The sequence below is a fragment of the Nisaea nitritireducens genome, from assembly GCF_014904795.1.
Taxonomy (GTDB): domain Bacteria; phylum Pseudomonadota; class Alphaproteobacteria; order Thalassobaculales; family Thalassobaculaceae; genus Nisaea; species Nisaea nitritireducens.
Genome location: NZ_JACZFS010000005.1, coordinates 1 through 22,188, shown reverse-complemented (window position 1 = coordinate 22,188; position 22,188 = coordinate 1). Strand labels below are relative to the sequence as shown.

Sequence of the window (22,188 nt, the reverse complement as noted above, 5' to 3'; positions counted from 1 at the left end):
CGGATCGCCATGACCGGATTCCTAGCTCGTCGTCTCCTTCAGGCTCTGATCGTGCTCTGGGTCATGTCCTTCGTGACCTATGGGCTGCTCGCCCTGATGCCCGGCGACCCGATCGACCTGATGCTGGCAGGAGACCCCAGCGTGACATCTGCCGACGTGGCCCGGCTGCGCGCTCTGCACGGCCTCGATCAGCCTTTTCTCGAGCGCTACAGCAACTGGCTGGCTAGCGCTTTCAATGGCGATCTTGGCTATTCCAGACTGTTCGGCGCACCGGTGCTGGATGTCCTCGCACCCCGGCTGCTCAATTCCCTGCTTTTGATGGGGCTGGCTTTCCTTGTTGCCGTCTCCATCGCCCTGCCCGCCAGCGTTGCGGCTGCCCGCCGTCCGGGCAGCGTCGCGGACAAGCTGATCAACCTGCTTTGTTTCGCCGGGATATCGGTCCCGCCATTCTGGCTCGCCCTCTTGGTGATCCTGCTTTTCGCCGTCACGCTCGGCCTGTTCCCGGCGAGTGGGATGGCAACCATCGGCGATGGCGGCCTCGGCGATCGGGCAGCCCACCTGGCACTACCGGTCATGACCCTCGCGGTCGCCAGCATCGCCCAGTACACCCGCCACGGCCGGGCCGCGATGATCGAGGTTATGCGTGAGGATTACATCCGCACGGCGCGCGCTAAAGGTGTCCCCGAAAGTACCATCCTCTGGCGTCACGGCTTCCGCAATGCGTTGATCCCTGTGATCACCATCATGGCGCTCGATTTCGGTGCTCTCTTCTCCGGCGCCCTGATTGTCGAGACCATGTTCGCCTATCTCGGCATGGGCAAGACGATCTATGACGCGGTGATGGGAAACGATTACAACCTCGCCCTTGTCGGATTGCTTTTGGCCACCGCGATCACCCTGGCCGCTAATATCGCCGCCGACATCGCCTATACTCTTATCGATCCGCGCATTCGGCTGACCGGAAGGCGCCCGGCATGAGCATGGCAACCATACATACCGTTCAGAGGCGCAGCCCCTTCGCACGGCTGAGACGCAACGGTTCCGCCACCGCCAGCCTCGTTCTCCTCGCAGGCTTGCTGCTCGCATGCTTCAGCGCTCCACTGACCGGTGCCGCTATCGGCATCGACGCCACATCCATCGATCTATTCAACATCGCAGCGGCACCATCAGCCGATCATCCGCTCGGCACCGACGAGATCGGCCGGGATCTGCTGATGCGGCTCCTCGAGGGCGGCCGGGTGTCGCTGACGGTTGGTCTCGCAGCCGCGCTGAGCGCGACCGTCATCGGCACCTTGATCGGTCTGCTGGCCGGTTATCGCGGCGGCATTGCGGACGCCGTGCTAATGCGGCTCGCCGACGGGGTAATATCCCTGCCGTTGCTGCCCCTGCTGATCGTGCTGGCCGCCATCGACCCGGCAAAGGTCGGCCTGCCATCAGAGCTGGTGCATTCGGAGAGTTTCAGCCTCTACAGGATCGTCATCATCATCGCGCTTGTCGGATGGACGACAACGGCGCGGCTGGTCCGCGGAACGGTCCTCAGCCTACGGGAACGGGATTTCATCGAGGCCGCCCGCGCCCAGGGCCTGCCGCCGTCCCGCATTCTGTTACGCCACCTGCTGCCGAACGCGGCATCTCCCATACTGGTCGCCATGACTCTGACCATAGGCAACGTAATCCTGTTCGAAAGCGTCCTCAGCTTCCTCGGTCTCGGCATCCAGCCGCCAATCCCGAGCTGGGGCAACATGCTGACAGGAGCACAGGACCTGATCTCGGTCGCACCGATGCTCGCAGTCTGGCCGGGATTGCTGATTTTTGCCGCCGTCATAGCTTTCAATTTCCTCGGCGACGGATTGCAGGACGCGCTTGATCCGCGCGCTCTGAGCCAGCACGGACGATGAGTTGCCGCGCCGCATTGACGCCTCGCCAGCCCGTCTCTAGCTTGGCCCCATGAACCGCTTCCGCGCCCTCTCCCTTATGCTGATCTTCGTTGCCACACTCGGCCTTGCAGCCTGCGAAGAGGAGCAGCCGACCGTGGTCAACCGGCGCGATGGCAAAGCACCGCCCGGCGCCGGTCAGACTGGTGAGCTTTGCGTACTAGTCCGTAATCGCGCGCCTTTCACCATCACCGGCAGGATCCAGCTGAAAACGCGCGAGCGGACGAGCTTCCGGCTGGCGCGCAATGGACGAACGAAGATCTGTCTGGTGGGAACATTGTACGGCGGAGACACGGTTTCGCTGGTGCTGACCAACTTCATGACCCTGCCGCTATTTTCCTGCTATGTGCGGTTCGATCAGTCGATCGACGTCTATGCCCGGCCCCACCCCGACGGCGGCTGGCTCTACAACGCCCCCTGCAGCTAATTCGGCCGCAATTCCGAAGGATCTAGAGCAGCCCGTCTTTCCGTCCGGTATCCGTCGGAACCGACGAGACCGGGATGTTTCCGACGATAAACTGCTCGCAAACATCGCCGCCGTAAGAGACGGGAAGAACCACGCGGCGCCAGATCTTTCCGCTGAGCCAGACCGGCGCCAGATGCTCCGAGTAAATCGGCCGGTTCGACTCGCAAACGGCGAGATAGACCGCACGATACATCAGAGCCAGCTCGTGCCGGGTTGCCCGGTTCATCTCGGAGACCGTGTGACCGGTCCAGTCTTTTGAAGACGAGTCTGAAATTTCGGTGCCGTACAGCCGATAGCGAGCGTCGAAACCATTCCTGAGCACATCCAGGATCATGATATTTCCGACAGCGGGCAGCATGGACAGCATGTCGAAATCTGCGCGGTTATGCAGCCCCGTCTGCGGGTCGGCCTTGTCGACCCAGAGTTTGTAGAGAAAGGCGAGCTTTGGCTCGGGCAAACTGTCCATCTCCTCAACAAAGCTGATCTGATGGACGTCGCTGCCGAATTCCTCCCGGAAGCGCCCATCGAGAATGGCGCTCCCTGCCCGCCGGATCTCATCGTCCGTAAGCTCCGGCTGCTCTACCTGTGAGTGCATTGAATTATCAGGGTTTTTCATTTGCAGACCGTAGCAAGAGCAGCAGAAGAGGGAAACTGATTTACGCGCTGATTAGACAGGCGATGTTGATTACCGGATCACACCGCCGCAGCCTCCTGGACCACTTTCAAATGGCGGCGGACGGCCTGAATTTTGTCGATATCACCAGTCGCCATGAAGTCTACCGGAGGCTTGCCCCGAAATGGGTCGAGCCGATTATTCGTCGTCGGCCAGCTTTCCCCATTCGTTTCCCCGAAAATCTCGGTCAGGCTGCGATAGATCGCGACGAATGCGGACGTACGCTCAAGCTGCTCAGCCGAAAGAATGCCTTTCCAGCTGCCGTCGTCCATCGCAGCCCAGGTCGCCTCGTCGACATTCATAAGCTTGGCAGCCTTGCGCTCCGGCAACGCCCAAAGATCAAACAACGTCGCCACTGTCTTAACAGCGACCGGCGTCAACTCCTTGCGATCCTTGGTTCTTTGCAGGCGATCATTTTGCGACCTATCGCCATGGTCTCTGGAAATATGATTCATAGTTTAAAAATCCCTGCCGAGATATTCCGTTTCGGCTCCCCTGTGTGCGCGGACGCACATGCCCACCGTTCAAGCGGCCGGGTCAATCTTTAGAGGCCAATAAAAGCACAGCACTTATACCATTGTCGTAAAAAATATACTTCAGATGATCGGAAATTCCAAGTATCGGGCGATTTAAATAGAATAAAACTTTACCCAAATTCAGTGAAAAATTCCCTAAACAAAGGCTAGTTTTCGTCAATTCACCGTTGCATCCGTCAACCGGTCCAATCTCAATCTATGTCGATGGTCCGAAAGGCGCCGGCTGATGGCGAATACAGCCCCGGTAACGCCGATTGCGGTTGCCCCGGCGATCAGGAACATGACCAGAAGCTGATACTTCACAGCCTCGACCGGATCGATCCCGGCAAGAATCTGACCGGTCATCATCCCGGGCAGATAGACCAAGCCTGTCGCCGCCATTGAATTGATGGTCGGGGTCAGTGCCGTCCTGAGGGCCGAGCGTACCATGGGCAAGGCCGACAACCGGAATGTCCGGCCAAGGGCCAGTTGCGCTTCAACGGCCTGCTTACCATCGGCCAGCGCGCCCGTAATGGAGCGAATGGCCAGCGCCACGCCGGTCATGCAATTGCCAAGCACCATGCCAAGCAAGGGGAGCAGATACTGCGGGTGATACCAGGGATCGGCCGCAACCTGTGTGATCAAGGCAAAGCTCATCACCAGAAGGGCGGCCAGCGTCATCACCCCGGTGCCGAGCCCATAGGCCCAGAACCCCTTCAGCCTCCGGTCCTGCCGCGCCATTGCTTCGTACCCGGCGAAACCAAGCATCACCAGCACGGCGAGTCCGGTCCAGAAGGGTGAAACCGTGGCCAGCAGGAAATCGAGGATCAACCCGATCAGCAGAAGCTGCACGACCATCCGGACCGAGGAGATGGCAAGGCTACGGGCAAGACCTAGAGAGAGCGCGATGGAAACCGCACCGTTGATCAGAAGCAATGAAGCCGCGAGGGCAAGATCGACATAGTCGAGCGTTACGTAATTCATGCGGCCGTCTCCTGGACCAGCTTGCCTTCTTCCAGACGATAGCCTTGCCGGGAGATTCGTTTGAATTGCGCCGGGTCGTGGGTCACAAAGAGACAGCTCCCACCTGCCTCGCAATGTTCCGCGACAAGCTGCTCGACCACCGCCGTTGCCGCTTCGTCGAGTGAGGCTGTCGGCTCGTCGAGAAGCAGGCAGCGAGGCCGGTTCTCAAGAAGCCGAACGAGACCGAGACGTTGACGCTCCCCCGAGGAAAGGCGGGAGACGGACAAGTCTCCCACTTCCGGATCCAGCCCCAGCCGTTCGGCCATGGGCCGACATGCACTCCAAGCGGCGAAATGTGCAGTTACACGGTCAGACCACCAGCCGGGCTCCGCGGGCAGATAGCCGACCTGCCGCCGCCAATCAGGCGCCGACATGGTGTTACGATCCCGGCCGTCCAGTGCAACAGTTCCCTCGGAAGGATCAAGATCGGCAATCGCCCGGAGGAAGACAGATTTCCCGGAACCGGAGCGACCACGCAAGGCAGTACATTCCCCGGCCGCAACCTCCAGATCGAGAGGGCCAAGATGCAGCCTTACAAGGCTCCGGACCGTCAGCATACGGAAGCGCCTTTCACAATGGCCGGCTCCCGATACCGGGATCAGCTCGCGCGAGGCAACTGATCCTCGACAAGCTGGCTCCAGTAGCTGGCGCCCCAGGGCAGAGCCTCGTCGTTGAAATCGTAACCGGCGTTATGCAGCATCTTGCCTTCGCCGCCGCCGCCATTTCCCATCCAGATATAGCAGCCCGGCTTCTTCTCCAGCATGAAGGCGAAATCCTCGCCGCCCATGCTCGGGGTCGGATCGCGGACGACCATCTCGTTGCCGACCAGACGCTCGGCGACCTGGGCCGCTATTGCGGTCTCGGCTTCGGAATTTACGGTCGGTGGATAGCGTTTTTCGTAGCGCAGCTCGGCGGTCGCGCCAAAACCGGCACAAACGCCGTCGATGATCTGCTGCATCTTCGGCTCGATCATGTCCCGCACTTCCGGCCGGAAAGACCGCGTAGTGCCGGCGAGCTGAACCATGCCGGGGATGACGTTGTAGGCATCGCCGCCATGGATCTTGGTGACAGAGACCACCACAGCATCCATCGGATCGACGTTGCGGCTGGCGATGCTTTGCAGGGCGGAGACGACCTGGGCGGAAACCAGAATCGGATCAATGCCGAGATGCGGCATGGCGCCGTGACCTCCGACGCCCTTGATGTCGAGCTCAAACATGTCGTAGGCGGCCATCATCGGGCCCGGGCGGACCGCGACGGTGCCGACAGGCATGCCCGGCCAGTTATGCATGCCCCAGACGGAGTCCACCGGGAACTTGTCGAACAGGCCTTCCTCGACCATCACCCGGCCGCCACCCTCGTTCTCCTCAGCCGGCTGGAAGATGAACTGGACGGTGCCGGAGAAGTTCCGGGTCTCCGCCAGATACTTGGCCGCGCCGAGCAGCATGGTGGTATGCCCGTCATGGCCGCAGGCATGCATCTTGCCCGGGTTTTCCGAGGCATACTCGGCACCGGTCTGCTCAGTGATGTCGAGCGCATCGATGTCCGAGCGCAGACCGATGGCGCCGCCTTCATCGTTGCCTTTCAGAGTGCCGATCACGCCGGTTCCGGCCAGCCCCCGATGCACCTCTATGCCGAAGCTTTCGAGCTTCTCGGCGATAAACGCGGCGGTCCAATGCTCCTCGAAAGCCGTTTCGGGGTGCCGGTGCAACTCACGCCGCCATGCGGTCATTTCCTCGTGAAACTCGGCGATCCGATTATTGATGGGCATTGGATAATCCGCTCCGTTGGTTGAATTCAAAAGGCCACGTTTGCGGCCCAAGTTCAGATCAAAAAGCCGCGTTAGCGGCTGAAGCAAAGCGGAGCACATTGTCCGCAGGGCTGCGTGTCTCGTGCTCAGTGGAGTCAGTCCTGATCCGGGCCGGAACACCGTTCTTCACCACCATACGATGGTTGGCCCGATCCGCAACCCGGTCGATATCGGCCAGCGGATCGCCATCGACGATCAGCAGATCCGCATGGTTGCCCACAGCGACCGTGCCGCGTTCTTCCAGCCCCATCAGGTCGATGCCGTTGCGGGTAGAGAAGACGATCGCGTCCATTGGCGATATCCCGATATCGACCATGTAGCGCAGCTCGAGAGCGTTCTTGCCGTGCTTGTTGAAAGGCGTGCCCGCGTCGGTCCCCATGGCGATCTTGCCGCCCGCTTTGTAAAACATCTTGATCGACTGGATGTGCCTTTCCTCGACCCGGATGGCCTTTTCAACGGCTTGCGCCGGAATACCATTGTCCTTGTTGGACACGATGTTCTTCACCGCCGCCAGGGTCGGCACCAGATAGGTCCCGGCCTCCAACATTTCCTTCAGGCACTGCTCGTCCATGAAGATGCCGTGCTCGATGGAGGCAACACCGGCGCGGACGGCGTTCAGGATACCGAGACCGCCCTGGGCATGACTGGCCGCGCGCTTGTGGAAGCGCTTGCCCTCGGCCACACCGGCGGCCATTTCCTCCGCCGTGAAATGCGCGTCTTCCGGACTGACACCCGGGGTCATCACGCCGCCGGTCGCCATCAGCTTGATCAGGTCGGAGCCGGCATAGATCTGCTCGCGGACGGCCTTGACCACCTCGTCAGGCCCGTCCGCAACACGGCCATTCCTGTTGCCGTGCCCTCCTGTCATGCAGATGATCTTGCCGGAACAGAGAATGCTTGGTCCGATCTGGGCACCGCTGTTGCAGGCATCGCGCACGGCAAGCTCTAGATAGTCCTTGCCGCCACAGTCCCTGAGCGCGGTAACCCCGCCCATCAGCGAGGTCTGCGCGTGCTTGTAGGCCGCCATGGTGATCTGGCCCGGCGTCATCATCGCCTGAACCGAGACCGGGTTGCCCTCGCCGCCCATGCAGAGGTGCACATGGCAATCGACCAGACCGGGCAGCAGCGTAGCGCCGCTGAAATCAACCCGGAGCCCGGTGAAACCCTGGAATGTATCGGCGGGCGCCACCTCGGCAATCCTGCCGTCGCGCACCATCACACCGTGATTGTCAAGGCTGGCGCCATCTCCAACGAGAATTGTGCCGCCCTCATAGAGGGTTTCAGTCGTCATGATTTATCCTCATCGGGCCTTTCGGGCCCGCTCTGTGTTTGCAGTGTCTTTAAACCTGTATGACGGAAGGCAGGTCGGCCAGGGCCGCGTTGATCCGTGCCTCATTCAACTCCGGAGACTGGGCTCCTGGCAAGGTGCAGATGACACCACTAGCGGCCGCCGCGCGCCGCACCGCATCCAGCAGGCTCTCCCCCCGGTCCTGAGCGGCGGCGAGAACACCGCAGAACGTATCGCCGGCACCCACCGTGTCGACTGGCTGAATGGGTAGCGCAGGCACATGGAACGACTGCCCTTCCGACGCGACGACAACGCCTTGTGCCCCGATCGTCACAATCCCGGTGCCCCGGCAAAGCCCGGCGAGGCCGCGGGCAAGATCTATGTTCTCAAGTCCAGCTCCAGTCCCCAGCAAGCCCATCGCCTCTTCCTCGTTGGCAATCAGGATATCCACATCGGCGATGGCCGACGGGGAGAGCGGGCCGAGCGGGGCATCATTGAGAATCACCCTGCATCCCCGCTCCCGGGCGCGCCGGATTGCCGCTTCAGTATCCGCCTGGGGCAATTCCATTTGAAGGAGCAAGGTTGTCCCCTCGCCCAACAAATCGTCCGTCATCCAGTCCGCCGATGCCTTCATGTTCGCGCCACTGGCAACAAGGATCTGGTTCTCCCCACTCTCCTCGACCGATATGACTGCCGTGCCGGTAACACCTTGCACTGAACGAATGCCGGAAATATTCACACCGGCCTCTGCAAGAGCGTCCAGACAGGGCGCCGCATTTGTGTCTTCACCGACAGCGCCGACGAAGCTGACCGCGGCGCCGTCCCGGGCAGCGGCAGCGGCCTGATTTGCGCCTTTACCACCAGGGCAGAAGGTGAAGCTATCGGTCAGCACGGTCTCCCCGCGCCGGGGCAATTTGGGAAAGGAAAAAAACAGGTCGGCGTTGATGGACCCGAACACGACGATCATGATCTGCTTCCGTCCGGTGCTGAATGTTAGTAAGCCTTTCTAGATACAGAAATTGCGCAGTTTGCACATGATTTATCCTGTCATTCTCTCCGGAGGCTCCGGCACCCGGCTCTGGCCCGTCTCTCGAGCTCTTTATCCAAAGCAGCTCCTGCCGATGCTGTCCGAGAAAACCATGCTGCAGGAGACCGCCCTGCGCTTTCCGGAAAGCGCGAGCTTCGGCGCGACGTCCGTTATCTGCAATGCAGAGCACCGGTTCGCCGTGGCAGAACAGCTGCAGAGCGTCGGCATCGATCCGTCCGCCATCATGCTGGAACCCGCCGGCCGGAATTCGGCGCCCGCCGCCGCCGTCGCCGCCCTGCACGTCCAGAGCGTGGACCCTGAAGGTCTGGTGTTGCTGCTCGCCTCCGATCACCGGGTCGAGCGGCCGGAAGCATTCCGGGCCGCCGTCGAAACCGGCGCAGTTGCGGCCCGCGCCGGACAGATGGTCACCTTCGGCATCACTCCGGACCGACCGGAAACAGGCTATGGCTATATCCATCGCGACGGCCAGCTGGACGGCATCGAGGGTTGTTACGCCATTGAGGGGTTCGTTGAGAAACCGGACCGCAAGACAGCGGAAGCCTATCTCGCTTCCGGAGACTATTACTGGAACAGCGGGACCTTCCTGTTCCGTGCCACCGATTTCCTCATCGAATTGAAGCGCCTGGCGCCAGATATCCTGAAGGCAGCGAAAGCGGCGCTGGACAAAGGCGTCACCGACCTGGACTTCCGCCGGCTCGACGCAGATGCCTTCGCCAAGGCCCCCTCAATCTCGCTCGATTACGCGGTGATGGAGAAAACCGACCTCGGCGCCGTCGTCCCGCTCGACGCCGGCTGGTCAGATGTCGGCTCCTGGGGCGCCCTCTGGGCCGTGCAAGACAAGGATGCCGACGGCAATGCGGTGCAAGGCGATGTCTGGCTGCACAACACGCGAAATACGCTGGTTCGAGCGGAAACCCGGCTGGTCACCGTGATCGGGGGCGAAGATCTGATAGTGGTCGAATCCCCGGACGCAGTGCTGGTCGCCTCAATGGCGGCGGATCAGGACGTCAAACTGGCAGTAGAGGCGCTGAAGGAAGCGGGGCGGCCGGAGGCGATCAGCCACGCGACAACGCACCGGCCATGGGGCAACTATCGGAACATCGACAGCGGCGACGGATATCAGGTGAAGCGGATCACCGTGACGCCGGGCGGCCGCCTCTCCCTGCAAAGCCACAAGCACCGTGCCGAGCACTGGACAGTGATCTCCGGCAAGGCCCGGGTTACCCGGGGGCCGTCTATGGACCGGCTGGACGTGATACATCTCGATGCCGACCAGTCCGTCGATATTCCGCTTGGATGGATCCACCGGTTGGAAAACCCGACAGATGAGCCCCTCATCATCGTCGAGGTGCAGTCCGGCGCCTATCTCGGCGAAGATGATATCGAGCGCTTCGACGATCAGTACGGACGATGACCGGCGACGGCCCTGGACCGGAGTTCGACGCCGCCTTCCGAGCACAGTTCGAACAGTTGTTACGCTGGCGTAGGGATGTCAGGGCGTTCCGGCCCGACGCGTTACCTGATGGCGCTTTGCAGCGGTTGGTGGAGACCGCTTCGCTCGCGCCTTCGGTCGGCTACAGCCAGCCCTGGCGCTTTGTCGCCGTTTCCGACCCGGAGCGCAGGAAAACCGTCAGGACCGCATTCGAGGACGCCAACCGGGACGCGCTTGAAGGTTATGACGGCGAACGAAAGCAGCTCTATGCCCGACTTAAACTCGCCGGCCTGGACCAGGCGCCGGAGCAAGTTGCGATCTTCACCGATCATGGAACCCCGCGCGGTCATGGCCTAGGCCGGCAGACCATGCCGGAGATGCTGGATTACTCCACCGTGAATGCCATCCACACATTCTGGCTCGCCGCCCGCGCGGAAGGCATCGGCGCGGGCTGGCTCTCTATCCTCGATCCGGCCCGCGTAACCGAGGCGTTGAATGTGCCGGAAAGCTGGTCTCTCACCGCCTATCTCTGTGTCGGCTATCCGGCGGAAGAGTCGGAACGCCCGAAACTGGAGCAAGTCGGCTGGGAAGAGAAAGCGGCCGAAAGCAGCACGATACTGCGCCGCTGATCACTCTCAGAGATCCTTGATCATCAGGATCAGATTGTCGGCCTCGACATCCCAGCCATCCTTCACGATCGGTCTTTCGGCAACTGGGCGGAACCCGACTTTCCGATAAAGACGCTCGGCCCGGCTATTCCCGTCCGTCACAATGATGCTGAGTTGCACAAGGCCCGCAGCACGAGCCTGACGGGCTGCAGCCTCCAGAAGCGCCGTGCCGAACCCACGTCCCTCGAACGGATCGTAGGTTGCCAGCACATTGACGTACCAGGTGCACAATGCCTCGTTCTCCAGCTCGATCATGGGAACGAAGACCGGCGGTGTATCGGCGTCAATCGGCGTTGGCTGCGCCCCGAGCGGATACCCGATCAGAGCCGCCGCAATCCCGGATCCGACGACAGCAACCGTGGCATTGCGGTATGAGAAGCCGCCTTCTTCACGCTGTGCCCTGCGACGTCCGACATCCCAGACGCTCTCGCCGTCTTCCGCCATCCAGCCCCAGACTGTCAGAGGCAGCCCTTCTCCGGCGCGATTGATCAGTTCCGCGAGGGAAACAGCGTCGCTTGCCTCTGCCCGACGCAAAAAATAGTGATGCTCTTTCATCTTTCGGTCTCCGGAAATTGTCGCTTCTGTTTCGGAAGCGCGGAGCATCGGAAAATACGGATAATCGGCATAGTGAACGCGTTGTGCGGTTTCTCTCTTAATTTTAGGGCTGAATTTCAGGTAGTTAGGAATAGCCAAGGCGCAAGTTTGCCCAGAGCGGCTGAAAAACCGTACTTTCAGTCAAGTATTCAGGAGGAGGGACCACCATGCGGAAAGGTGAAAAAACCCGGGAACGGCTGATGGATATCGCCGAATCTTCTGTTCTGGCGAAAGGCTTCTCCGCAACCTCCATCGATGAGATCATTGCCGAAGCGGAGATCACCAAGAGCGGCTTTTTCTATCATTTCAAGGACAAGAATGAGCTGGCCCAGGCCCTTCTGGAACGCTACGTGGAGCGCGAAAACGTCTTGCTCGACGATTTGTTCAAGAAGGCAGCGGATCTTCATGACGACCCGCTGCACATCTTTCTCATAGGGCTGAAACTTTTCGCAGATCTGATGGCGGACATGCCGAAAGGGCACCCGGGGTGCCTGGTCGCCACCTATTGCTATCATGAGCGATTGTACGACGCGAAAGTCATAGAGCTGAACCGCCAGGCCGTCCTGAACTGGCGCAACCGGTTCAGCAAGGCGTTCCAGGACATTTGTGACCGCTATCCGCCGCGCGACGATGTCAGCGTGGAGGCGCTTGCCGACATGGTATCGAATACGGTCGAAGGAGCGATCGTAATGTCCAAAGCGTTGAAGGAACCGAAAGTGATGGTGGATCAGATCCTGCTCCTCAGATCCTACATCAAGCTGTTGTTCCAGCCCGTACCGGGGTGATTGCCGATTGCTAGGTTGTCCGGAAGCGCGTGGGCTGGATTACGGCAACAACAATCAAGGGAAGCGCCAGGGTCAGCACCGCAACGGTGATCAGCAGCATCCCGAGCTCGCTATAATCGGCTGGAACCTGAATTTCTCCGGTTGCCCTGTCCCGCACCTCGCGTGTGACCAGAAATGTCTGGTTCAGGTATTTCGTGCCCAGAGCACCGGCAGAGAGCCCCAAATTGATGAAGGAGGCCATGATTGCGAAGAAGGTCGCCTTCAAATGCACCGGCGCAGTCCTGGCAATCCAAGCCAGCACGGGGATCAATGAAACCTGACCGAGCGGCGATTCAATCGCCGTATCGATCAGGGCGATGAACCGGGCATCCACCACCCCGCCGGTCAGCGGTGCGGTCCATTCGTGGATGCCGTAATAGAGCGCGATATCCGGCAATGAGAGAACACCGGCAAACACCGACAGCAATACAACGATATAGGCGATCGACCGCGTCGCCATAAGCGGTCGCAGGATCACCATTCCGGCCATTGCAAGACCGGCGCTGATCAGTGTCAAAACCGAGAAAAACTGCTGATCGAAGCCGAGCTCGTCGATATTGAACCAGGCAGATCCGGCGCCCGGCGAGGGTATCGCGCGGAACACAAAGACGATAATCGCGGTCCCGATAAGCGCGAGCCGCTGGGCCGGCTCAAGCTCGGGCAACAGCCGGGAAATCAGGAAGCAGACGATTGACATCGATCCGGCGAAGACGACCTCCTCCGAATACCCGAAACCGCTCAGACCGACGCTGATTGTGAATCCGGCAAAAGCCAGGCTTCCGCCGAGGATCCACCAGTTTGGATCCGCTTCTCCGTCCGGCCGGAACAACATGGCGTCAACTTCGGACGGCGGCAGGCCGGTCGCGATCAGCTGGCGCGCCCGGCGGCGCAGCATGACACCCCCGAGAATGACACCCACAACGGAAATCACCGGCACGCCGAGCGCGAGCAGATAGATATCGGCATAGATGCCGACTTTCTCCGCCTCGCTCATGGCTTCCACACCGTCGAACATCGTGATGTTGACCACCGCCACCAGCGCGATCCCCCCGATCAGCGCAAACCGGCCGAGCATCTGCATGGTGGTGTGCATGGCCTTGACGTCATCCTCCGCGAACGGTTCCCCATGTTCGTCCAGGGCCGGAACCGCTTCGACGGTCATGGCGTCGGCAACCGCATCCTGCAGGATGTATCCCGTCGGTGACAGCAGCGCGCTCAACACGAACCAGGCTGTCGTCGGCATGATGGCCGCCATGGCTGTGGTATGCGCGATAAGGCCGTACATGATCAGCAAACTCGCCGAAACCAGCAGAGCGCCGAGATAAACGAGAATCGACTTCCATTTCCAGATGATGTCGACCAGGTGACCCACCGGCATTTTCAATGCCCAGGGAATACCGGCCCAGAACCCGAGTGCTGCCAGGAACGCCGCGGAAAGGTCGAGATATTCCTTCACGAAGAAGGTGCCGACGATGGAGGTCAACCCGGAGATGCCGTAGGCGAGGTAGACCATCAGGGGAGGCAAATAGGACCAGCGCATCTGCTCCAACAGCCCGATGATGATCTCGTGCGCCCAGGTCTTTCTCATTTGCATCGCCATGCCTGTCTCAATAGATCCGATCACATTGCCTGATAGTGAAGAGTGCGCCTAACCCTTTATGATTTTGTGACTTCTGCAGACTTCAATGAAGTCTGTTATCCCGTATAGAATAAGTTCTGTGCTTCACCTATGGGCCATCAAGAACGCCAATGGATCATGCGACGCAAAGTCTGGCATACCTTAAGAGTATCCATCCGGCGATCCATAATCCCAAAGTGAGCGAATTTGCCGAATACTGGATGTCGATACATCCAGAAGGCCGGCTGCCCTCACGCGCGGATTTCGACCCGATCGATATTCCAAGCCTCCTGCCGAATCTGGTGCTTGTCGATGTAACACCCGATCCCATCCGCTTCATGGTCAGACTTCAGGGCACGGATGTTACGCGCGTCATGAAGCGCGAACTCAAAGGAACCTATCTCGACGAAGCCTTTCCCAACTTCGAGCAGAGCTTCCCTTACCTTGACCGGGTTCACGTCGTCGAAACAGGCCTCCCTGTTCACAGGTTTGGCTCGCCGAGCCTCCAATTCGCCCTTGATTACGCTCCGGTCGAACGCCTTCACCTGCCTCTTTCCAGTGACGGGACGGCCGTTGACAAGGTGATTTCGATCTTCTTCTACGAGCAAAAACCGGACTTGAGAGGTTCGATTTTCTGAGATTGCTGGCGAGCTCGACTGCCCCCGGTTTCGTTCAACCGAACGGAAGGCCGACATAATTCTCCGCGATGGTCTTCCGGCCCGCTTCCGAGCCGGTGAAGTAATCAAGATCAGCGATCTGGATCGCCTCATCGAACGGCGCCCCGTCCGGAAATTTGTGTAGCAGGCGGGTCATGAACCAGGAGAACCGTTGCGCCGCCCAGACGCGTTTCAATGCCGTTGCTTCATAGGCATCGAGCAGGTCGCTCGCGCCGCTTTTAAAGAATGCAACGAGCGCATCGTTTAGGACCTTCACGTCACCTGCGGCGAGATTAAGCCCCTTTGCACCGGTCGGCGGCACGATATGAGCAGCGTCACCTGCCAGGAACAGGCGCCCGTGACGCATGGTCTCGCAGACAAAACTGCGCATCGGGGTCACGTCCTTGCGCAGGATCTTGCCCTCGTTCACCCGGAACCCGTCGCCGGATTCCAGCCGTGTATGGAGCTCGCTCCAGACCCGCTCGTCAGGCCATTCATCGAGATTTTCGTCCGGGTCGCACTGCAGATAGAGCCGAGTGACTTCCGGCGAGCGCATGCTGAACAGCGCGAAGCCATTCTCATGATAGGAATAGATCAACTCGTCCTGGGCCGGCGGCGCTTCCGCCAGAATACCAAGCCAGGCAAAGGGATAGACTTTTTCGAACAGTTTCAGGCGGTCCTGCGGAATGGTCTGTCTGGAGACACCATGGAACCCGTCGCACCCGGCAATGAAAGCGCAGGACAGAACGACATCCTCGCCGTGCCGTGTGAAGCTCACCGAAGGACTATCGCCTTCGATATCGTGCAGCCGGACATTTTCGGCCTCGAACAGGATCTGCCCGTCGAAATCCTTTTTCAGTGCGATCAGGTCTTTCACCACCTCCTGCTGGCCATAGACCGTAACCTTCTTGCCGCCGGTCAAAGCGGGGAAGTCGATCCGGCGTTTCTCGCCCTGAAACACCATGTCCACCCCGTCATGGGGCATGCCTTCCCGGCCGAGCCGTTCTCCGGCACCGATGGAATGCAGCAGCTCGACCGTCGGATGCTCCAGCACACCGGCGCGGATCCGGCTAAGCACATACTCTTCGGACCGGGCCTCAAGAATAACGGACTCCACACCGCTCTGACGCAGCAGCTGGGCAAGAAGCAGACCGGCGGGGCCGGCACCAATGATTGCGACCTGGGTTTTCATTCTCTGTATCCTCCCGAATACCTTGAATTTTATCCGGAAACCCGGGAGCCGCTAAGAGAGGTTCAGGACAAAGAATTGCATTTTCCGGCCAAACTGATCTTTATTAGAAACAAGCGCCCCGAAAATGCGGCCACCTGAAACCGGCAAATTTTTTATGAATTCCATCCCCTCCTTCAACCTGTACCTGGACGGCGACGGAATTGTAGAGCCGCGTTTCCTGCATATTGAAACGATCCCGATGCGCAGCCGGGAGAATGATTGGACAATCCGGCCACACCGGCATCCAGAACTTTTCCAGTTCCTGCTCCTTACCGCAGGCGCCGCCGACATGCAGCTTGAAGGCTCGACGGCTCGCCTCGTCGCTCCCGCCTTAACAGCCGTCACGCCAAACGCCATTCATAGCTATGTTTTCCGGCCGGACACGGAAGGCTACGTCCTGACGATTGCGGAAGCTTATCTGACCGAGTTGGTTGGGCACGCGGGCGACGCAGCGACACGGGATGTCATTCGAACGTCAGCAATTGTGCCGCTTGCCGAAGACCCGGATACGGTTGAACAGATACGGCTTGCCTGTCAGCGGGTGTTTCTTGAAAGCAGGCGGGAGCAAGCGGGCAAACATGCCCTGGTCGCAGCAGACCTGCTCCGCATCCTCGGCCTGTTCATCCGCCTCACCGAAAGCGCCAGAGAGTCCAAAGCTGACGCAGCCGTGCCGGACAATCTGTTCGAGCGGTTCCGGACACTGGTTGAAGAATGTTTCCGGGACCAGCTCACGATTACAGATTACGCGGAACGCTTGGCAACGTCCGAGCGCACGCTTCGCCGGGCAACGCAGGCGTGCTCCGGGCGCACCCCTCTCGAAATACTAAAACAGCGAACCCTGCTCGAGGCGCAACGCGACTTGCTCTATACGGCACGATCCGTCGCAGAAGTCGCCTATGGCCTTGGGTTTGAGGATCAGGCCTATTTCAGCCGTTTCTTCGCGACAGGAACCGGTCTGACACCTACCCAATTCAGAAAGCAGCACAAATCCTATTTTACAGGCACACCGGAACACGATGCTGCAGATGCCTGAACGCCCCGCGCTTGAGACACACGGGATGGGCTTGTAAGAGTCTCACATGCAAACCCTGATTTCTTTTGCCGGGCTGCCCGGCGTAGGCAAGACGACCGTTGCGCGACAGCTCGCACAACAGCAGGGCATTCCCTATCTGCGCGTTGACGAGATCGAAGGCGTCTTGATGGTCGATGATCCCGAGCGGGATATCGGTCCACTTGGCTATCAGATTGCCGCGGCTCTCGCGGTATCAAACTTGAGCCTCGGGCAGAACGCCATCATCGATTGCGTCAATCCGTGGCAGCTGACGAGAGATATCTTCAAAGATGCCGCACGCACGGCCGAGAGCGGATTCTTCGGTGTTGAGCTTTACTGTTCCGATGAAACGGAGCATCGCCTACGCGTCGAGACCCGCCACGCCGACATTCCGGGCAAGGATCTGCCCGACTGGCAAAAGGTCATGGCACGGGACTATCACCCCTGGGCCGGTGCAGACCTTCGGGTCGACACCGCAAAACTCTCCGCCGGGAATGCAACAGACGAAATCATTCGGGCTCTCGGGCAAATCACAAAGGCAGAACGGACCGCCTAGGCAGGGCGCTCTGCGGCTTGTGCCGGTGTCTGCACCGCAGCGCTACCGGTCTGCCCACTGAACTCGGGTACGAGCCGGGCCAACAGCCCCAGAACCTGATCGCCATTGCGCTGCCGCCCGCTTGCCTCGATCTCGTCGAGCACGCGGGAAAGGACGGCCAGATCCGCCGTCCGGGGGGAAGCCCGGTGAATGCCGTCAATCTCGGTTGCGATCAAGGCTTCGGCATCGTGGAACAGCTCCTCGAAGAGCTTCTCGCCCGGGCGCGGTCCCGTATAAGTGATTTCGATATCGACATCGGGGGTCAGGCCCGACAGCCGGATCATCTGCGCCGCCAAATCGGCGATCTTAACTGGCTCTCCCATGTCGAGCACACAGATAGCGCCGCTTTCACGCTTATCGGCGCTTACACCGGCATCCATGGCTGCGGCCTGCAGCACCAGCTCGACTGCCTCACGCACTGTCATGAAGTAGCGGGTCATGTCCGGGTGGGTAACCGTCAGCGGACCGCCCCGTGCCAACTGACGCTTGAACAGCGGAATGACAGAGCCGGTCGAGCCCAGCACATTGCCGAACCGGACGGTGACATAACGCGGCCCGCCCCGGCGCGCCTCTTCCCGATCCTTGGCCTGGCAATAGGCCTCTGCCGTCCGCTTGGTGGCGCCCATGACATTGGTCGGGTTCACCGCCTTGTCCGTGGAGATCAGCACCATTTCGGCAACGCCGTGCCGCGCGACCGCGTCAGCCACATTGCGGGTGCCGATGACATTGGTCATCACGCCGTCTGTCGGGTTCGCCTCGACCAACGGCACATGCTTCAGCGCCGCCGCATGGAAGACGATGTCCGGCGCAAAAGTCGCGATCCGTTCATCCACGGACTGCGCATCGCGAACGTCGGCGAGCAGCGCCTTGCGCGGCAGGTCAGGGAACTTTTCGGAGATTTCCAGGTCGATCTGATAGAGCTGAAACTCGCCTGCATCCAGCAATGCAATCTCGGACGGAGCAAGGGCCGCGATCTGGCGCGAAAGCTCGCCGCCGATGGTGCCGCCGGCGCCTGTGATCATCACCTTGCGGCCACCGATCAGATCGGAAACACCCTTGCGGTCCAGAACCTTCTGTGGCCGCCCGAGAAGATCTTCAACACTGACGGAACGCACTGTGTCGACCGGCCCGTCAGCGCCTTCCAGAGACGCCATCTTCGGCATCCTGCCAACAGCGAGGCCAAGAGTGTTCGCCCTTTCGAGCAGATCCCGGATAACGGAACCCTCAATGGATTGTCGGGTGATGACCAGTCGTTGCGGTGCCGTGTCCCGCTTGCGCAGGTCGGCCACGACCTTGTCGAGTTCATCCAGCGTGCCCAGCACCGGCACGCCGCGGATCATGCGACCGACACGACCGCCAACATCGTCGACGATACCAACGACCCGATAAGGTGCATCCTTCTCGCGCCCCATCTCGCGGATGAACGCGTCCGAGCCATCCCCTGCACCGATCAGGAGCACAGGGACCCGACCCGCCGAATTCCGCTCGAACAGACTGGAATATGCGCCGTCCTTGACCAACCGGTAAGCGAAGCGCGGTCCGGCCAGCAGGAGCGTCAACACAAAGAATTCGATGATCAGGAAAGAGCGGGGGAAATCGTCGAGCCGGGTGGCGAGGAACTGGACTACGAGAAACAGCGCGATGCAGACAACCACAGCCCGGACAATTCGGCTGAGATCGCTCATCGAGGCATAGCGCCAGACCGTGCGGTCAAGGCGCATGGAGAAGAACACCACCGCAGCGACACCGGTGAAAGCCACCAGCCCGAACCCGACCACTTCCCGCGGCCAGACAAGGATGTCCTGTCCGAGCCGCAGGGTCAGCGAAATCAGGAAGGATAACGCTGCCATCCCGACATCGTGCAGGAAGGTCAGGAAACTGCGTTTAGACCCGAACATAGCCACCGATCATAACTTCCCCGCCCCAATCGGGCCGAACACTTGCGAGCTTACCCCAGTTATATCCACCCGTCTTGCCCTTCGAAGGGCTTCAACCCCTGCGTCAAACTGCTGCACGCGTCGAAATTCCGCCTCTACGGAACACGAGGCACAACAGAACAATAGCGGCGAAACCGGCAACGACCGAGAACACCGGATAGACCGGAGCCACGAACAGAGCCAATGCAATCAGACCTATATTCAGCGCCATAATGGCAAGACAGGCACCCGCATGGCTAAAGCCCTGCTGCGTTGCCTGCTGGTAAAAATGCTGGCGGTGCGCCTCGAAGATATTTTCCCGCCGGAGCCCGCGTTTGACCAGCGTGAAGGTCGCATCGAACAGATAATAGCCCGGCAGCAGCAACACCACCGCCCAGCCTGAAGACCCATCCGAAGCGGCGCCGGTCTCAAGCAGCATCCAACCGGCGAAGAAACCGAGCGGGATTGAGGCGACATCACCGATAAAGATCTTCGAGGGTTGCCAGTTCCAGACCAGAAAGCCGGCAATCGCCGCGACCATGGCCAGAGCAGGAAGCTGTACCGCTAGCGCCCCGCCCCCGCTCACGAGGGAGAGGGCGATCAAGCCACTGCCGATACTGATCGTCTCAACGCCGGTGATACCGTCTATCCCGTCCATGAAGTTGAAAAGATTGACGAACCAGAGCCAGGCAAACCCGGCGATCGGGAGTTCGATCCAGACCGGTATCAGACCATTGCTGAACCCCGCATCCGGGATCGTCACCAGCAACCCGGCAGCGACGGCCACCGCCTGCACCAGCAGCCGGAGACGGGCCGGCAGGCTCTTCAGGTCGTCGATGAAGGAAAGCACGGCAAGACCAGCGGTCAATCCGGCAAGCAACAGGGATTTGCCGTCGAGATTTCCCTGCAGCGCCAGCCAGCCGATCCAGCCGGCGAGCATCACCGTGACGACGGCAATCCCGCCACCGCGCGGCTTCGGCACAACGTGGCTGCTGCGCTCGTTCGGGACATCGATCACGGCACGGCGCGTCAGCAAGGTGATCAGCAGGCGCGTCCCAACCAGGGACACGACGAACAGGACACCGAAAAGGATAAGGGCTGTAAGCAGTTGCATGGGCGCTCTTATAACGTTCCCGCCGCCCCGAGGGCCAGTCGATTGTCAGCCTGCCGTCTTGCCGTCTTCACGCTGCAGCGCCCAGCGGATCGTGACTTCTCCGGCTGTCCGGATATCGTCCAGCGGCTCACGGATCACCAGCTGCTCGCAGCGCTGGAACTGACCGTCCCGCCCGAAATAGACGCTCTCGTTCAATGCCAGTCCCCGGTCGCAGCGCAGGCGCCAGCCAGAGCCGCTGCCGAGCCGGATCAGTGCCGCCGATCCGCTCTGGATGATAGAGGCTCGGACTTTCGGGTGCAGATGCAGCCGAATGCAGGCTTCCTTCGGGATATCCCCGGGATCGCCGGTATAGAGCAGACGGTCCTCGACGCGCAGGTCGTCGCCGGCATGGGACAGATAGACCCGGCGGAAATGTTTCAGTCCATGGGTCGGCAGATAGCCGTCATGCTCCGCCTCGATCAGCATGTCCCCGTCATTCTCGGACCGCACGGCCTGGACATGCTCCGGTCGCGCGCCAGGCATGCCGTCCGCTTCGATCTCGGCCGCATTGCGGTCGTCGATCACGAGGGTCGAATGCGCCGCCGTGGCGCGAAGCGCGCCATCCCATTTCGGGTCCGCCGGGCTGGCGCCGCAATTCACAATCATCCGCTGCTTGCCGACGCTGAGCTCGAAGGAAAGCAGCCCCGCATGCGCCGAGTGATCCGCAGGCGAAGGCTTGCCCGTGTCCATGATCAGGCAGGTACGCCCGGCGACCAGCCGCTCGAAACCACTATCCGGGGCTGACGCCAGCGACTTCCGCTTGGTTTCGGCCTGGGCGATCAGGCTGTCGATGAACCAAACCTCGCCTTCAGTCGCATGATTGAACAGGGCAAGACCGCCATCGCCGTGACGCAGCAGACGCAGCATCGCCGTCATCATGGAAATCCGCTCGTCCAGCGCCTCGTCGGCATGCTCCGCCAGACGCAGCGCTTTGCGGATTTCAACAAGATCGGCCAGCACCGAGACCTGCATGGCCGGCGAACGCGAGACATGACCGCCGTCGGCGGCGATCTGCCGGTCGAGTTCTCGGTGCAGCCATTGTAGTGCCTGGGTGAACTTCCCGGCGCTTTCGCCGATCACCGCCATCGCGGCGAACAGGCCCTTGGCCGCAAGCAGGCGCCGGGCGCCGGGCGCCGAGGCCTCGATATCGCCGGCCAGATGCCTGTATTGACGGCCGATGGACTGGAAAAAATCGGCCCGGAACTCGTCATCTGCGGAGCCGCCGAAGAAATCGTAGTTCCCGATCCAGGAAGAGAGACGCTCCCCAAGAATATCAGGGCGCCATAACAATGCGTCCCATTCGTCGTGCCGGGCGAGCCAGCCATCGACCAGATCGCGAGCCCGCAGTCGGGCCGCCTCACCGCCGAGATCGCGGAGATCCCTTAGCCAGGAGAAGCCGTGCAGATGCTCCAGTGCGCCGGGCTCTCCCGGCTCCTTTATCCATGGGTCCGCATCCAGCGCGAAACTGCCGGACACATAGGGCATGCGCCCGTCAAGGATTGCCCGCGCAATCGACGTGCTGCCCGGCAGATCGTCGGAGAGCCGGTCCTTGAAACCGAGCAGCGGCTTTGCCGCGAGCCGCCAGCGGTAAACCGGCGAAGCGAAATAGAGTTCCTTTAAAGTCCGCATGCCCGCTCCCAAAGGCCTAGCAGAAACTCACTTTTCACCGCGAATGGCCGCAATATTCGCGGCA

Annotated in this window: 22 protein-coding genes; 9 read left to right on the top strand and 13 right to left on the bottom strand. The window is 60.6% G+C overall.

The window, feature by feature from the left end; translation table 11 throughout:
• Window positions 1-9 precede the first annotated feature (9 nt).
• The 3 genes from IG629_RS00685 to IG629_RS00675 are packed head-to-tail and all read left to right on the top strand — an operon-like array spanning window position 10 to window position 2,361.
• On the top strand, window positions 10-978 hold the full coding sequence (locus tag IG629_RS00685) for an ABC transporter permease (protein WP_193170073.1): 969 nt from the start codon (window positions 10-12) through the stop codon (window positions 976-978).
• Window positions 975-1,898, top strand: coding sequence for an ABC transporter permease (locus IG629_RS00680; protein WP_226886354.1), 924 nt, complete (start codon window positions 975-977; stop codon window positions 1,896-1,898). The genes IG629_RS00685 and IG629_RS00680 overlap by 4 nt, the downstream gene beginning before the upstream one ends.
• Window positions 1,899-1,947: 49 nt before the next feature.
• A complete protein-coding gene (locus IG629_RS00675; RefSeq protein ID WP_193170072.1) occupies window positions 1,948-2,361 on the top strand; it encodes a hypothetical protein in 414 nt (137 codons plus the stop codon).
• Window positions 2,362-2,383: 22 nt separating this feature from the next.
• Here the strand turns inward: IG629_RS00675 and IG629_RS00670 are convergent, their stop codons facing one another.
• From IG629_RS00670 to IG629_RS00640, 7 genes are all read right to left on the bottom strand, one after another.
• The gene (locus IG629_RS00670; protein ID WP_193170071.1) at window positions 2,384-2,995 is read right to left on the bottom strand and encodes a PAS domain-containing protein; all 612 of its coding nucleotides are present in this window, start codon (window positions 2,993-2,995) and stop codon (window positions 2,384-2,386) included.
• A 98-nt stretch (window positions 2,996-3,093) separates the two neighbouring features.
• A complete protein-coding gene (locus tag IG629_RS00665; RefSeq protein WP_193170070.1) occupies window positions 3,094-3,528 on the bottom strand; it encodes an antitoxin Xre-like helix-turn-helix domain-containing protein in 435 nt (144 codons plus the stop codon).
• 237 nt (window positions 3,529-3,765) lie between these two features.
• Entirely contained in the window at window positions 3,766-4,572 is an 807-nt protein-coding gene (locus IG629_RS00660) for an ABC transporter permease (protein ID WP_193170069.1), read from the bottom strand.
• Window positions 4,569-5,168, bottom strand: a complete 600-nt coding sequence (locus IG629_RS00655) for an ABC transporter ATP-binding protein (protein ID WP_193170068.1) — start codon at window positions 5,166-5,168, stop codon at window positions 4,569-4,571. The genes IG629_RS00660 and IG629_RS00655 overlap by 4 nt, the downstream gene beginning before the upstream one ends.
• Before the next feature lie 41 nt (window positions 5,169-5,209).
• Window positions 5,210-6,382: a M20 aminoacylase family protein gene (locus IG629_RS00650; RefSeq protein ID WP_193170067.1), complete on the bottom strand. Its 1,173-nt coding sequence runs from the start codon at window positions 6,380-6,382 to the stop codon at window positions 5,210-5,212.
• Between the two features lie 58 nt (window positions 6,383-6,440).
• Window positions 6,441-7,712 carry a metal-dependent hydrolase family protein gene (locus IG629_RS00645; protein WP_193170066.1) on the bottom strand — a complete coding sequence of 424 codons (1,272 nt, stop codon included), beginning with the start codon at window positions 7,710-7,712 and terminating at the stop codon, window positions 6,441-6,443.
• A gap of 49 nt (window positions 7,713-7,761) precedes the next feature.
• Entirely contained in the window at window positions 7,762-8,676 is a 915-nt protein-coding gene (locus IG629_RS00640; protein WP_193170065.1) for a ribokinase, read from the bottom strand.
• A gap of 67 nt (window positions 8,677-8,743) precedes the next feature.
• Between IG629_RS00640 and IG629_RS00635 the strand changes: the two genes are divergently transcribed.
• Together IG629_RS00635 and bluB are read left to right on the top strand one after the other, a co-directional pair.
• A complete protein-coding gene (locus IG629_RS00635) occupies window positions 8,744-10,171 on the top strand; it encodes a mannose-1-phosphate guanylyltransferase/mannose-6-phosphate isomerase (RefSeq protein ID WP_193170064.1) in 1,428 nt (475 codons plus the stop codon).
• Window positions 10,168-10,818: a 5,6-dimethylbenzimidazole synthase gene (gene bluB, locus IG629_RS00630; RefSeq protein WP_193170063.1), complete on the top strand. Its 651-nt coding sequence runs from the start codon at window positions 10,168-10,170 to the stop codon at window positions 10,816-10,818. The genes IG629_RS00635 and bluB overlap by 4 nt, the downstream gene beginning before the upstream one ends.
• Before the next feature lie 6 nt (window positions 10,819-10,824).
• Here bluB and IG629_RS00625 read toward each other — a convergent pair whose 3' ends face one another.
• Window positions 10,825-11,412 carry a GNAT family N-acetyltransferase gene (locus IG629_RS00625; RefSeq protein WP_193170062.1) on the bottom strand — a complete coding sequence of 196 codons (588 nt, stop codon included), beginning with the start codon at window positions 11,410-11,412 and terminating at the stop codon, window positions 10,825-10,827.
• Window positions 11,413-11,618: 206 nt separating this feature from the next.
• On the opposite strand from IG629_RS00625, the gene IG629_RS00620 reads away from it, so the two are divergent.
• Window positions 11,619-12,236: a TetR/AcrR family transcriptional regulator gene (locus IG629_RS00620; protein ID WP_193170061.1), complete on the top strand. Its 618-nt coding sequence runs from the start codon at window positions 11,619-11,621 to the stop codon at window positions 12,234-12,236.
• 10 nt (window positions 12,237-12,246) lie between these two features.
• Here the strand turns inward: IG629_RS00620 and IG629_RS00615 are convergent, their stop codons facing one another.
• Complete coding sequence (locus tag IG629_RS00615; RefSeq protein ID WP_226886353.1) at window positions 12,247-13,863, bottom strand: MFS transporter; 1,617 nt, start codon at window positions 13,861-13,863, stop codon at window positions 12,247-12,249.
• 161 nt (window positions 13,864-14,024) lie between these two features.
• Here IG629_RS00615 and IG629_RS00610 point away from each other — a divergent pair, with 161 nt between their 5' ends.
• Window positions 14,025-14,531 (top strand): PAS domain-containing protein, encoded by a 507-nt coding sequence (locus IG629_RS00610; protein ID WP_193170060.1) that lies wholly within the window; start codon window positions 14,025-14,027, stop codon window positions 14,529-14,531.
• 34 nt (window positions 14,532-14,565) lie between these two features.
• On the opposite strand, the gene pobA is transcribed toward IG629_RS00610, so the two are convergent.
• Window positions 14,566-15,741: a 4-hydroxybenzoate 3-monooxygenase gene (pobA, locus tag IG629_RS00605; RefSeq protein WP_193170059.1), complete on the bottom strand. Its 1,176-nt coding sequence runs from the start codon at window positions 15,739-15,741 to the stop codon at window positions 14,566-14,568.
• 154 nt (window positions 15,742-15,895) lie between these two features.
• Here pobA and IG629_RS00600 point away from each other — a divergent pair, with 154 nt between their 5' ends.
• Together IG629_RS00600 and IG629_RS00595 are read left to right on the top strand one after the other, a co-directional pair.
• Entirely contained in the window at window positions 15,896-16,813 is a 918-nt protein-coding gene (locus IG629_RS00600; protein WP_193170058.1) for a helix-turn-helix domain-containing protein, read from the top strand.
• 46 nt (window positions 16,814-16,859) lie between these two features.
• A complete protein-coding gene (locus IG629_RS00595; protein ID WP_193170057.1) occupies window positions 16,860-17,387 on the top strand; it encodes an AAA family ATPase in 528 nt (175 codons plus the stop codon).
• On the opposite strand, the gene IG629_RS00590 is transcribed toward IG629_RS00595, so the two are convergent.
• The 3 genes from IG629_RS00590 to IG629_RS00580 all read right to left on the bottom strand — a co-directional run bounded on the left by IG629_RS00590 (window position 17,384) and on the right by IG629_RS00580 (window position 22,124).
• Window positions 17,384-19,324: a polysaccharide biosynthesis protein gene (locus tag IG629_RS00590; RefSeq protein ID WP_193170056.1), complete on the bottom strand. Its 1,941-nt coding sequence runs from the start codon at window positions 19,322-19,324 to the stop codon at window positions 17,384-17,386. The genes IG629_RS00595 and IG629_RS00590 overlap by 4 nt on opposite strands.
• Window positions 19,325-19,427: 103 nt before the next feature.
• Window positions 19,428-20,456 carry an MraY family glycosyltransferase gene (locus IG629_RS00585; RefSeq protein ID WP_193170055.1) on the bottom strand — a complete coding sequence of 343 codons (1,029 nt, stop codon included), beginning with the start codon at window positions 20,454-20,456 and terminating at the stop codon, window positions 19,428-19,430.
• 45 nt (window positions 20,457-20,501) lie between these two features.
• Window positions 20,502-22,124, bottom strand: a complete 1,623-nt coding sequence (locus IG629_RS00580; protein WP_193170054.1) for a heparinase II/III family protein — start codon at window positions 22,122-22,124, stop codon at window positions 20,502-20,504.
• Window positions 22,125-22,188 lie beyond the last annotated feature (64 nt).